At 61.3% G+C, this 11,997-nt stretch carries 10 protein-coding genes, 1 tRNA gene and 1 riboswitch; of the genes, 8 read left to right on the top strand and 3 right to left on the bottom strand.

Annotation, left to right across the window (positions count from 1 at the left end; genetic code table 11):
* Positions 1-22 precede the first annotated feature (22 nt).
* From J7413_RS06255 to J7413_RS06245, 3 genes are read left to right on the top strand one after another with little or no spacing between them, the layout of a single operon-like run.
* Positions 23-1,543 (top strand): di-heme oxidoredictase family protein, encoded by a 1,521-nt coding sequence (locus J7413_RS06255; protein WP_209097198.1) that lies wholly within the window; start codon positions 23-25, stop codon positions 1,541-1,543.
* Entirely contained in the window at positions 1,543-2,577 is a 1,035-nt protein-coding gene (locus tag J7413_RS06250; RefSeq protein ID WP_209097197.1) for an imelysin family protein, read from the top strand. Before J7413_RS06255 ends, J7413_RS06250 begins: the two co-directional genes overlap by 1 nt.
* Before the next feature lies 1 nt (position 2,578).
* Entirely contained in the window at positions 2,579-3,649 is a 1,071-nt protein-coding gene (locus J7413_RS06245; RefSeq protein ID WP_209097196.1) for a DUF1513 domain-containing protein, read from the top strand.
* 120 nt (positions 3,650-3,769) lie between these two features.
* Here J7413_RS06245 and J7413_RS06240 read toward each other — a convergent pair.
* Positions 3,770-3,845: transfer RNA gene (locus J7413_RS06240), tRNA-Lys, on the bottom strand.
* 98 nt (positions 3,846-3,943) lie between these two features.
* Between J7413_RS06240 and dapF the strand changes: the two genes are divergently transcribed.
* From dapF to J7413_RS06225, 3 genes are all read left to right on the top strand, one after another.
* A complete protein-coding gene (dapF, locus tag J7413_RS06235; RefSeq protein ID WP_209097195.1) occupies positions 3,944-4,798 on the top strand; it encodes a diaminopimelate epimerase in 855 nt (284 codons plus the stop codon).
* Positions 4,795-6,072 (top strand): tRNA (N(6)-L-threonylcarbamoyladenosine(37)-C(2))-methylthiotransferase MtaB, encoded by a 1,278-nt coding sequence (mtaB, locus tag J7413_RS06230; protein WP_209097194.1) that lies wholly within the window; start codon positions 4,795-4,797, stop codon positions 6,070-6,072. The genes dapF and mtaB overlap by 4 nt, the downstream gene beginning before the upstream one ends.
* 72 nt (positions 6,073-6,144) lie before the next feature.
* A complete protein-coding gene (locus tag J7413_RS06225) occupies positions 6,145-6,792 on the top strand; it encodes a glutathione S-transferase (RefSeq protein ID WP_209097193.1) in 648 nt (215 codons plus the stop codon).
* On the opposite strand, the gene J7413_RS06220 is transcribed toward J7413_RS06225, so the two are convergent.
* Entirely contained in the window at positions 6,789-7,229 is a 441-nt protein-coding gene (locus J7413_RS06220) for a 6,7-dimethyl-8-ribityllumazine synthase (RefSeq protein WP_058238613.1), read from the bottom strand. The two genes, J7413_RS06225 and J7413_RS06220, sit on opposite strands and share 4 nt — an antisense overlap.
* A 78-nt stretch (positions 7,230-7,307) precedes the next feature.
* Positions 7,308-7,515: riboswitch (FMN riboswitch) on the bottom strand.
* 62 nt (positions 7,516-7,577) lie between these two features.
* On the opposite strand from J7413_RS06220, the gene J7413_RS06215 reads away from it, so the two are divergent.
* Positions 7,578-8,216: an FMN-binding negative transcriptional regulator gene (locus J7413_RS06215; protein ID WP_209097192.1), complete on the top strand. Its 639-nt coding sequence runs from the start codon at positions 7,578-7,580 to the stop codon at positions 8,214-8,216.
* 12 nt (positions 8,217-8,228) lie between these two features.
* On the top strand, positions 8,229-8,834 hold the full coding sequence (locus J7413_RS06210) for a glutathione S-transferase (protein ID WP_209097343.1): 606 nt from the start codon (positions 8,229-8,231) through the stop codon (positions 8,832-8,834).
* Positions 8,835-9,210: 376 nt separating this feature from the next.
* Here J7413_RS06210 and fdhF read toward each other — a convergent pair whose 3' ends face one another.
* A complete protein-coding gene (gene fdhF / locus J7413_RS06205) occupies positions 9,211-11,997 on the bottom strand; it encodes a formate dehydrogenase subunit alpha (RefSeq protein ID WP_209097191.1) in 2,787 nt (928 codons plus the stop codon).

Here is an 11,997-nt window from a genome sequence, read left to right as displayed (position 1 = left end):
CCCTTTTCTTTCTGTAGCGACGATGCCAGCCAAACCTTTTCTTCTAGCCGCGGCATTCGGAACCCTTGCGGGCACAGCAGGCGCGCAAGAGCTGGATGACCGACATTTGAACGTTGTGCCGCGCACCGCCGAAGAGGCAGCGCGCATTGCCAAAGTCACGGCGCCGCCCACTGATTTCTCCAAACCTCAGAAATTTGAAAGCCGCCCCGGTGGCGCAGCTTCCGTGCCTGTGCGCCGCGACAATCTGGTGTTTGATCAGCCCTCCGCAAATCTCGACATCGACGCCGGGCTGGATTTCCGCCTTGGCGAGGCGATGTTTGACAAGCTTTGGGTGTCTTCTCCCACCTCCACGCTGGCCTCTGATGGTCTCGGTCCGCTCTACAACGCGCGCGCCTGCCAAAGCTGCCACATGCGCGGGGGGCGTGGCCATGCGCCCGAGGGCCCCGAAGATGACGCCATTTCCTTCGCCCTGAAACTCTCCATCCCCGGCACACAGGCAGAGCAGATCTATGAGATCGCTGCGTTTGTCGGCACCCGGCCAGAGCCCAGCTATGGCCGCCAAATTCAGGATTTCAGCCTGCCCGGCCAACCGGCAGAGGCGCGGTTGGAAGTCACCTATGAAACCTTTGAGGTGGCGCTGTCTGGTGGCGAGGTGGCCACCCTGCGCCGCCCCACCGTCACCGCACAGGATCTGGGCTATGGGGACTTCCACCCCGACACGATGTTCAGCGCGCGGGTGGCCCCTCAGATGATTGGCCTTGGCCTGCTGGAGGCCATTCCCGCCGCGGATATTCTTGCCAACACAGACCCTGACGACGTGGATGGCGATGGCATTTCGGGCCGCGCCAATATCGTCTGGTCGCGTGAGTTTCAGCGCCCGATGCTGGGCCGGTTCGGCCTGAAGGCAGGCGCCCCAACCTTGCGCCAACAAACCGCTGGCGCCTTTGCCACAGACATCGGCATCTCCAGCCCGCTGTTCACCAAAGGTCACGGCGATTGCACCGAGGCGCAGCAGGCCTGCGTCAACGCCATCCATGGCGACAAAGATGTGCGCGTATTTGAGGTGGATGACGTGGGGCTCGACCTCACCACCTTTTACAGCGCCAATCTCGCGGTGCCGATGCGCCGCGATGTGGACGCCCCCGAAGTGCTGCGCGGCAAAGAGGTCTTTCACGACACCGGCTGTGCCAGTTGCCACCGCCCGGCCTATGTCACCCACCGCCTTGTTGATCAGCCCGCCCAGAGCTTTCAGCTGATCTGGCCCTACACGGATATGTTGCTGCATGACATGGGCGAGGATCTGGCCGACAACCGCCCCGAAGCCCGTGCAACAGGCCGCGAATGGCGCACGCCCCCGCTCTGGGGTGTGGGGCTGACCGAACGTGTCTCTGGCCACAGCGACTTCCTGCACGATGGCCGTGCCCGCTCGCTGCTGGAGGCCGTGCTCTGGCATGGTGGCGAAGCGCAGCCGATGAAAGAGCGCGTCATTGCCATGCCCCCCGCTGACCGCGACGCCCTGATCCGTTTTCTGGAGAGTCTTTGATGCTGAAATCCTTTGCTTTAGTGGCCAGCTTTGCCCTCGTGGCCCCTGCCTTTGCCCAAGAGGCTGTGCGTGTTGATCAGGGTGCCTTGGTTGAGGCTGCGGTGGCGCAGCACATCCTGCCGGGGTTTGAGGCGCTTGCAACAACCACTCAGGCGCTGAGTGCGGCCGCAGAGACAGAGTGCAGCCCCACCTCAGAACCGCTGCGCGCCGCCTTCCACACGGCGTTTGACGCCTGGATGGGCGTCAGTCACCTGCGTTTTGGCCCTACTGAGGTGGATGAGCGCGCCTTTGGTCTGGCGTTCTGGCCCGACACCAAAGGGTTCACCCCCAAAGCGCTGGGTCGCCTGATTGCCGATGAGGATCCGGTGATCGCGGACGCAACCGACTTCCAAACGGTCTCTGTCGCCGGGCGGGGCTTTTTCGCGCTCGAGCAGCTGCTTTATGACCCCCGCATCAGCACGTTGGGCGCAGCTGACTATCACTGCGCTCTGGTGCGCCGTGTTGCGGCCGACATCGCTCTGTCCTCAGGCGCGATCCATACAGATTGGGTGAACGGCTTCGCCACCCTTTTGACAGAGCCGTCAGAGGCCGGATCTTATGAAACCGACGCAGAGTCGCTACAGGTGATCTACAAGGCGCTGGATTCCGGGCTTCAATTTGACGCTGAGGTGCGACTGGGCCGCCCGCTTGGCTCCTTTGACAAGCCGCGCCCCACCCGCGCAGAGGCGCGCCGCTCAGGCCGCAGCCTGCGCAATGTGACCGTGTCCACCGCAGCCCTTGCAGAGCTGGCGCACATTCTATCGTCAGAGAGCGACACCATCCGCGCTGACTACAGCACTGCCTTTGCGCTCATTCAGGAGCAGGCGACGGACTTGCAGAATGATCCTGTCTTTGCCGGTGTGAAAGAGGTGCAGGGCCGTTTCCGTGTCGAAATTCTACAACAGTACATCAACCGCGCGCGGGGCATCACCACGCTTGAACTCGGTCCGGCCTTGGGGGTCAGCGCAGGGTTTAACGCGCTGGATGGCGATTAAAATGGTCAGCCGACGCCGTGTGCTGGCCGGACTTGCCGCCAGCAGTCTTTTGCCCTCCGCTGGCTGGGCGAGCGTCGGCGCACCTGCCTTTCTGTCCGCCGCACGCGCCCCGGACGGGCAGTTTGTGCTCACCGGTCTGACAGAGACCGGTGACATCAGCTTCACGATTCCTCTGCCCGCACGCGGTCATGCCGCTGCGGCGCAACCCACACGTGCGGAGGCGGTCGCCTTCGCCCGCCGCCCCGGCACCTTTGCGCTGGCGCTGGATTGTCGCGATGGCACCGTGCTTGCCCGACTCAACGCGCCAGAGGGGCGTCACTTTTATGGCCATGGGGCGTTTTCCCCGGACGGCACGCAGCTGTTCACCACAGAGAACGACTATGAGGCCGGTCTCGGCGTGATTGGCGTCTGGGATGTGGCGGCGGGCTACAAACGTCTTGGAGAGGTCTCCTCGGGCGGCATTGGCCCGCATGAGATGCGGCTGATGCCAGACGGGCAGAGCCTTGTGGTCGCCAATGGCGGCATTGAAACCCATCCCGATATGGGCCGCGCCAAACTCAACATTCCGACCATGGCCCCCAATCTTACCTATCTGGATTTTTCCGGCGCGATTGTTGAAACCGCGTCGCTGCCAGTCGCCTTTCACAAAAACTCCATCCGCCACCTCGCCTTGCACAGCGACGGAACCGTGGCGCTGGCAATGCAGTGGCAGGGTGCAGAGGGGGCCGCACCGCCGCTGCTGGGCCTGCACCGGCGTGGCGGCCCCATCACCCTGCTGGCGGCCCCTGAGCGCCTCCACGGCGCTCTTGATGGCTATGCAGGCAGTGTGGCGATCTCTGGCGATGGCCGCGAGGTGGCGATCACCTCCCCACGTGGTGGAGTTGTGCATGTGTTTGACCTGGCCAGCGGCACCTTTCTGCGTGGGGTGGAGCTGGAAGATGTCTGTGGAATCGGGTCGCGAGCGGCGGGATTCTTTTTCACCACTGGCACCGGCGCAGTGGGCGCGCTGGGCGACTCGGTGCGTCAGCAACCAGTGCAATTTGACAACCACCTCGTGCCCATCGGCACGTAAGGTGGCCACACAGGGCGATCTCTGGCTTAGCGGAGAACGTGTTGGCGCTGTGCCTTTAAAAAGCGAAAACCGGCAGCGAAATCGCTGCCGGTTTTTCGTTTACCGATCAATCGGTTAAAGTGGTGAGCCGTGTAGGATTCGAACCTACGACCCACTGATTAAAAGTCAGTTGCTCTACCAACTGAGCTAACGGCCCACTCTGTGAGGGCGGCTTTTAGAGTTAGCTACGGGGGGGGTCAAGCGGATTCTGAGAAAAAAATCGCACCACTGGAAATTAATTTGTGGCGGGCGTATATGCGCGCCATGGATACACGTGCTCAAACCCCTATTTCCTTCATGAAAATGCATGGTCTCGGCAATGATTTTGTCGTGGTGGATGCACGCGCGCGCACCTTTGCGCTGACAGAAAATCAGATCATGGCGATTTCTCATCGTCAGAAAGCTGTGGGATTCGACCAGCTTGCGGTGATCACCCATGGCGCTGCGGGCAGCAACGCCGATGCGCATCTGACGTTTTATAATGCCGATGGCTCCACTTCTGCGGCCTGTGGCAACGCCACCCGCTGTATTGCCCGCCATCTTATGGACGAATCCGGCGCCAGCGCGCTGACCCTCACCACAGACCGCGGCACATTGTTTGCGCGCGAAGCGGGTGACAGGCTGGTTTCCGTGAACATGGGCCATCCGCAGCTGAGCTGGGACGAGATTCCCCTCTCCCATGAGATGGACACGCTGGAGCTGCCCATTGAAGGCGCGCCAACCGCCACAGGCATGGGCAACCCTCATTGCACTTTCTTTGTTGAGGATGTCACCGCTGTGGATCTGGCCGCTTTTGGCGCAGCGCATGAACACCATCCCCTCTATCCCGAGCGTACCAATGTGCAGGTCGCGCAGATTGTGGGGGAGAATCACATTCGTATGCGGGTCTGGGAGCGGGGTGTGGGCATCACACTGGCCTCTGGCTCCTCCAGCTGCGCCACCGCCGTGGCTGCCGCGCGCCGGGGCCTCACAGGCCGCAAGGTGCAGATTGATCTGGATGGGGGCACGCTTTGGATTGAATGGGCTGAGGATGGCGTCTGGATGACGGGCGCAACCGAACATGTCTTCACCGGCGAATTCACCGCCGCTTTTCTGGAGCGCACCAAATGACTGTCGCCCCGCCAAAGTTCACCACGCTTGGGTGTCGTCTCAATTCTTACGAGTCTGAGGCGATGAAAGACATGGCGCAGTCTGCCGGGCTGGAAAACGCCGTGATCGTGAACACCTGCGCGGTTACGGCCGAGGCGGTGCGCAAAAGCCGTCAGGAGATTCGCCGCCTGCGCCGTGAGAACCCTGACGCCAAAATCATTGTCACCGGCTGCGCTGCTCAGACAGAGCCGGAGACCTTTGCCGCCATGGGTGAGGTCGATAAGGTGGTCGGCAACACCGAAAAGATGCAGCCCGGCACATGGCAGGATATGGCCCGCCCCCGCGGCCCGGACTTCATTGGCGAGACCGAAAAGGTGCAGGTGGACGACATCACGTCGGTCACCGAAACCGCTGGCCACTTGATCGACGGTTTTGGCACCCGCTCACGCGCCTATGTGCAGGTGCAAAACGGCTGTGACCACCGCTGCACCTTCTGCATCATTCCCTACGGTCGGGGCAATTCGCGCTCTGTGCCTGCTGGTGTGGTGGTCGATCAGATCAAACGGCTGGTGGACAAGGGCTTCAACGAGGTGGTGCTGACCGGTGTGGATCTCACCAGCTGGGGCGCGGATCAACCGATGCAGCCAAAGCTGGGCGATCTGGTGATGCGCATTCTGAAACTGGTGCCGGATCTGCCCCGCCTGCGCATCAGCTCGATTGACAGTATCGAGGTGGATGAAAACCTGATGATGGCAATCGCGACCGAGCCACGTCTGATGCCGCATCTGCATCTCAGCCTGCAACATGGCGATGATCTGATTCTGAAACGCATGGCGCGGCGCCATCTGCGCGATGATGCCATCCGATTCTGTGAAGAGGCCAAAAAGCTGCGCCCCGCCATGACTTTTGGCGCGGATATCATCGCAGGATTCCCCACCGAAACAGACGCGCATTTTACCAATTCACTGAAGCTCGTGGAGGACTGCGACCTCACATGGCTGCATGTCTTCCCCTATTCCAAACGCGAAGGCACGCCAGCGGCGAAAATCCCCAGTCAGGTGAATGGCAAGGTGATCAAAGCCCGCGCCGCAGAGCTGCGCGCGGCAGGCGAGGCCAAGGTGGCCCGGCATTTGGCTGCTCAGCTGGGAAAAACCCATAAGGTGTTGATGGAAAACGCCCATATGGGCCGTACAGAACAGTTCACCGAGGTGAAGTTTGACGCGCCGCAACAGGAAGGTGCGATTGTCACGGCGGCGATCACCGCTGTGCAAGGCACGCAACTGCTGGCATCGTAAGATTGGGGGCCAGCCCCCATCGCGCAGGCGCGAGTCCCCCGGGATATTTTGGGCAAGAGGAAACGTGAGACCATGACAGAGGCCCCGATTCTCTATTCTTTCCGGCGCTGTCCTTACGCCATGCGCGCGCGGCTGGCGGTGGCGGTCTCTGGCGTCTCTGTGGAGCTGCGAGAAATCCTGTTGCGCGACAAGGCGGCGGCCTTTCTGGACACCTCCCCCAGCGGCACGGTGCCTTGTCTGAAAGACGGCGCAGAGGTGATTGATGAAAGCCTGGATGTCATGCTCTGGGCGCTGCGCCAGAAGGACCCCGAGGGGTGGCTGTCGATGCCAGAAGCTGGCTTTGCGCTGATTGAAGAGGCCGATGGCCCGTTCAAACGCGCGCTCGACCGCACCAAATATCACACGCGTTATGCGGACGCCGATCCCGAAGAGAGCCGCGCCGCCGCGATGGGGTTCTTGAATGGATTGGACGCACAGCTGAGCGACGGCTGGTTGTTTGGAGGCAAGCCGAGCTTGGCGGATATGGCGATCCTGCCCTTTGTGCGCCAGTTCGCCTTTATCGACAAAGCCCGCTTTGATGCGGAGGCGGGGCCAAACCTCGCCCAATGGCTGGCGCTGTTCTTGGCGTCTGACGCTTTTGCCAACATCATGCCCAAACTGCCGGTCTGGCAGGCGGGGGATGCGCCCACAGTGTTCTGCGGGCACATTGAAAAACCTTAAGCCGCTTTCTGAAGCGACTCTCGGGTTTTCAGAATGCCGAGTGCTGCGCGGGCGGCTTCGCGGCCTTTTTCCACAAAATGTGCTTTGTAGATTGCCATATGGTGCTCGGTTTCCTGAAAATGGTGTGGCGTGAGCGACACGGACAGCACGGGCACACCGCTGTCCAGGCCGGCGCGCATCAAGCCATCCACCACGGCTTGGGCCACAAAATCATGGCGGTAGATCCCGCCATCCACCACCAGCGCGGCGGCGGCCACTGCGCCATATTGGCCGCTTTCGGCCAGATCGCGCGCCAGCAGGGGCATTTCAAACGCGCCGGGCACGTCAAAAACATCCACCTGGGCTTCTGGAATCAGCTCGCAAAACCCTTTGAGCGCCTGATCGACGATATCGGCATGCCATTGTGCCTTGATGAAGGCAAATCGGGTGTGTGTCATCGTAATCTCCTTTGGTTCAGACACGTCACCCAAGGCGATTACGCGCGCATGAGGCGCAGCCCCACGGCCACACCCATCGCACGTTCTCTTCCATCCGGACTATCACCGTCGGCTCTGGCCTCTCACCAGATCTGCTGACACATCTTTTCTGGCGCCACATCTTATCCCAAAACCGGTTCCCACTTTTGGGGATGTGGATGTATCCAAACAAAGACGCCGCTCGCGGGCTTACGGGTCGTGCCCGCATACCGCCGGTGGGGAATTTCACCCCGCCCTGAGAACGATGGCACCTTGCCAACATGGGGTCAGCTTTGCAACATCGCGCACAACGAACGACGTGAGGTTTTTATGCACCCCAACCCAGCCTTTCGCGGCACAGCACCTGACAAAAACCTCGCCTTCGCGCGCGGGCGCGGCTTTGGCACGCTGGCGCTCTCCGCAGCGGACGGCGCGCCCCTGCTGTCCCATGTGCCGTTTCTGGTTTCTGAGGCGGGTGACTACGCCGATCTGCACCTTGTGCGCTCAAATCCGATGGTGCGCGCAGCCAAATCCGCAGTGCCAGCGCGCCTCGCCGTGACGGGGCCTGACAGCTATGTTTCACCTGACTGGTACGGCGTGGCGGATCAGGTGCCCACATGGAACTATGTGGCGGTGCATCTCACCGGGCAGTTGGAGCCACTTTCCACTGAGGCCTTGCCAGATCTGTTGGACCGTCTCTCCGCCAAGTTTGAGGCAGAGCTCACCCCCAAGCCGCTCTGGACACGGGACAAGATGAGTGAAGGCGCGTTTGAGCGCATACTGCGCATGATCCTGCCCTTCCGCCTCCACATCGAGGATGTGCAGGGCACATGGAAACTCGGCCAAAACAAACCCGCCGAGGTGCGCCACGCAGCGGCGTCACAGATGGCGGCCTATGGTTTTGGCAGCGAATCGCGGGAGCTTGCGGCGTTGATGCAATCTCCCTTTGCAGACCCTGATACGGAGTGAACAATGTCGAAGTTGCAACTGATCCATTCCCCGGCCTCGCCCTTTGTGCGCAAGGTGAATGTCACCCTGGCAGAGACCGGACAAACCGATGATGTGGAGCTGGTGCGGGTCAAAACCACGCCTGTGGCCACAGCCGATGCGGCCGCAGCGGCCAACCCCTTGGGCAAGATCCCGGCACTGGTGCGCCCGGATGGCCCAGCGATCTACGACAGCCGTGTGATCTGTCGCTATCTGGCGGCGCGCGCGGGGGCCGATCTTTACCCAGAAGACCGCCTGTGGGAGGTGCTCACGCTGGAGGCCACCGCAGACGGCATTCTGGATGCGGCGGTGCTGGCGGTTTATGAGCGCCGTGTGCGCCCGGAGGAGATGGTTTCTGAGGCTTGGATCGAGGCACAGTGGGGCAAGGTCACCGGTGCGCTGGATGCCATCAACGAACGTTGGATGAGCCACCTGTTTGGCCCGCTGGACATGGGCCAGATCGCTGTGGCCTGTGCGCTGGGCTATCTCGATTTCCGCCATGGCGATCGCAACTGGCGGCAGGGCCGTGACGGGCTCGCAGGCTGGTACGCGGAATTTGCCAAGCGCGACAGCATGCAGGCCACAATGCCCTCTGACTGAGCCTTGTGACTGAACTGGCTTTGGCCCGGAGCAAAGGCGCAGCGCGCCGCCGGGCATCGCCCGTCCGCCCCTCCGTGTGTCCCCAGAGGCGCACGATTTTGCTATGTGAGAGACACATTCCAGATCATCGTCCAACAAATCTGCAACGACTGTAATGGGTCACATAGATCGGCCCCTGACCCTGGGTGGGGGTGAAGCCCCCTCCCGTAAAACCAGAGGTTTGCCTCCGGCAAAACGGGGAGGGTCGGGGGCTGGTCGGCTTCGCCGCCTGCGTTTTGGCAGAGACCAAGCGCCACAGATTTTTGGGACGATGATCTAGAAACGCAAAAGGCCGCGCTCCTTCCCGAAGCGCGGCCTCCTTCTTTTGTGGCGTGCCTTACTCTGCCGCGATGGTCGGGCTCTCTGCCCGCTCCACGCGCAGGGCGGAGAACTTGAACTCCGGGATCTTGCCATAAGGATCCAGCGCCGCGTTGGTCAGGATGTTCGCCGCCGCTTCCACATAGGCAAACGGCAGGAACACATTGTCCTCCGCCACAGCCCGGTCCGCCCGCGCCATCACGGTGACAGAGCCGCGCCGCGTGCTCAGGCGCACATAGTCGCCGGCTTCCACGCCCAGCTTGCGCAGGGTCGCCGGGTGCAGCGAACAGTTCGCCTCAGGCTCCAGCGCATCCAGCGTGCTGGCGCGGCGGGTCATTGACCCGGTGTGCCAATGCTCCAGCTGACGCCCGGTGATCAAGACCATAGGATACTCCGCATCCGGCGTCTCATCCGGCGAGATCACCTGCGCCGGCGCAAACCGCGCGCGCCCTTCGGCCCGTGGGAAGCCATCGCCAAACACAATCGCCTGACCCGGATCTTCCGGGGTGAGCGACGGATAGGTCACAGCGGTCTTTTCCAGTCGATCCCAGGTGATGTTGTTCAGAGAGCCCATGTTGAGCTTCATCTCTGCAAACACCTCTTTGGGGTGGGTGTAGCTCCAGTCCAGACCCAGACGTTTCGCCAGCTCGACTTCGATCCACCAGTCTTCCTTGGCCTCGCCCGGAGGCGGGGTGACAGGGCGGCCCATCTGAACCTGACGGTTGGTGTTGGTCACCGTGCCGGATTTCTCATACCAAGCAGAGCTTGGCAGGATCACATCGGCGTAGTTGGCGGTTTCCGTCAGGAAGATGTCCTGCACCACCAGATGATCCAGCATCGCCAGCGCATCACGGGCGTGATCCACATCCGGGTCGGACATGGCCGGGTTTTCGCCCAGAATATACATGCCTTTGATGTCGCCCTCATGGATCGCATCCATGATCTCCACAACGGTCAGACCCTTCTGGTTGGAGAAGTCTTCGCTTTCCCAAACCTCGGTAAAGGCAGAGCGCACACCATCATCCATCACCGACTGATAGTCAGGCAGGAACATCGGGATCAGACCCGCATCAGAGGCCCCTTGCACGTTGTTCTGCCCGCGCAGCGGGTGCAGACCGGCACCCGGGCGCCCCACATGACCGGTCATCAGCGCAAGGCTGATCAGGCAGCGGGCGTTGTCTGTGCCGTGAATGTGCTGGCTGACGCCCATACCCCAGAAGATCATCCCGGCCTTGCCACCAGCAAAGGTGCGGGCCACCTCGCGCAGCGTATCAGGCTCAATGCCACAGATCGGTGCCATCTTTTCAGGGGTATAGTCCTTCAGATGCTCTTTCATGGCCTCCCAGTTTTCGGTGTAGGCCTCGATGTACTGACGGTCATACAGCCCTTCTTCGACGATAACGTTCATGATGCCATTGAGCATCGAAACGTCCCCGCCGGGTTTGAACTGCAGCATATGGGTGGCAAAGCGTTTCATGCCATGGCCGCGTGGGTCCATCACAATCAGCTTGCCGCCGCGTTTGACGAACTGTTTGAAATAGGTCGCTGCGACCGGGTGGTTTTCCACCGGGTTACAGCCGATCACGATCGCCACATCGGCGTTCTCGATTTCATTAAACGTCGCCGTCACCGCGCCAGAGCCCACATTCTCCATCAGCGCCGCCACCGAGGAGGCGTGACACAGGCGGGTGCAGTGGTCCACGTTGTTGTGACCAAAGCCCTGACGGATCAGCTTCTGGAACAGATAGGCTTCTTCGTTGGAGCATTTGGCAGAGCCGAACCCGGCCACATTGGTCCCTTTTTCGGCGCGCAGCTTCGCCAGGCCACCGGCGGCAAAATCCAGCGCCTCTTCCCAGCTTGCTTCGCGGAAATGGGTCATCAGATTGCCCGGATCCACGTTCAGACCCTTGGCTGGCGCGTCTTCGCGACGGATCAGCGGTTTGGTCAAACGGTGCGGGTGGTGAATATAGTCAAATCCAAAGCGGCCCTTGACGCAGAGCCGGTTTTCATTGGCTGGCCCGTCAATGCCTTCCACATATTGGATCTTGTCGTCTTTGACTTTGAATTTGATCTGGCAGCCAACCCCGCAATAGGGGCAGACGCTTTCAACTTCGCGGTCAAAATCGGCGCTGTCACCGGCCTGATTTTCGTCCAGCATGGTGGCCGGCATCAGGGCGCCCGTTGGGCAGGCCTGCACACATTCACCGCAGGCCACACAGCTGGAGGCCCCCATGGCGTCATCCTGATCAAAGATCACCTTGGAGGTGCTGCCACGACCGCCCATGCCAATCACATCATTCACCTGAACCTCGCGGCAGGCGCGCACACAAAGGTTACAGTTGATGCAGGCATCAAGGTTCACATTCATCGCCACATGCGAGGCATCCAGCAAAGGCACCGTGTCTGGCGCTTTTGCGGGGAAACGAGACTGGTCCACGCCCACCTGCTCGGCCATCTTGGAAAAATGGCTGGAGGCGTCATGCTTCACTTCTGGCTGATCTGCCGCCAGAAGTTCGATCACCATCTCGCGCGCCTTCTTGGCGCGGGTGCTTTCGGTGTGCACCACCATGCCGTCGCTGGCGGGGCGGATGCATGAAGCGACAAGCGTGCGCTCCCCTTCCACTTCCACCACACAGGCGCGGCAGTTGCCATCGGGGCGATAGCCCTTGGCCGGTTTGTGGCACAGGTGCGGGATCACAAAGCCGTCGCCATTGGCCGCGTCCCAGATCGTTGTGCCTTCCGGCACGGTCACATCTTTGCCGTTCAGGGAAAAGGTCACCATGTTCAGTTGTGCGCCGTCAGCCAT

Origin of the sequence: Shimia sp. R10_1, from assembly GCF_017744095.1 — a bacterium.
Lineage (GTDB): Bacteria > Pseudomonadota > Alphaproteobacteria > Rhodobacterales > Rhodobacteraceae > Shimia.
The sequence above is the reverse complement of the archived record's forward strand: the minus strand, read 5'-3'. Positions and strand labels throughout refer to the sequence as shown.

Excerpts from the sequence above, each read along its gene's own strand:
- J7413_RS06245 (WP_209097196.1), top strand. The coding sequence starts at position 2,579 with ATGGTCAGCCGACGCCGTGTGCTGGCCGGACTTGCCGCCAGCAGTCTT.
- J7413_RS06255 (WP_209097198.1), top strand. The coding sequence starts at position 23 with ATGCCAGCCAAACCTTTTCTTCTAGCCGCGGCATTCGGAACCCTTGCG.
- J7413_RS06250 (WP_209097197.1), top strand. The coding sequence starts at position 1,543 with ATGCTGAAATCCTTTGCTTTAGTGGCCAGCTTTGCCCTCGTGGCCCCT.
- fdhF (WP_209097191.1), bottom strand. The coding sequence starts at position 11,997 with ATGGCTGACGGCGCACAACTGAACATGGTGACCTTTTCCCTGAACGGC.
- dapF (WP_209097195.1), top strand. The coding sequence starts at position 3,944 with ATGCGCGCCATGGATACACGTGCTCAAACCCCTATTTCCTTCATGAAA.
- J7413_RS06225 (WP_209097193.1), top strand. The coding sequence starts at position 6,145 with ATGACAGAGGCCCCGATTCTCTATTCTTTCCGGCGCTGTCCTTACGCC.
- J7413_RS06215 (WP_209097192.1), top strand. The coding sequence starts at position 7,578 with ATGCACCCCAACCCAGCCTTTCGCGGCACAGCACCTGACAAAAACCTC.
- mtaB (WP_209097194.1), top strand. The coding sequence starts at position 4,795 with ATGACTGTCGCCCCGCCAAAGTTCACCACGCTTGGGTGTCGTCTCAAT.
- J7413_RS06220 (WP_058238613.1), bottom strand. The coding sequence starts at position 7,229 with ATGACACACACCCGATTTGCCTTCATCAAGGCACAATGGCATGCCGAT.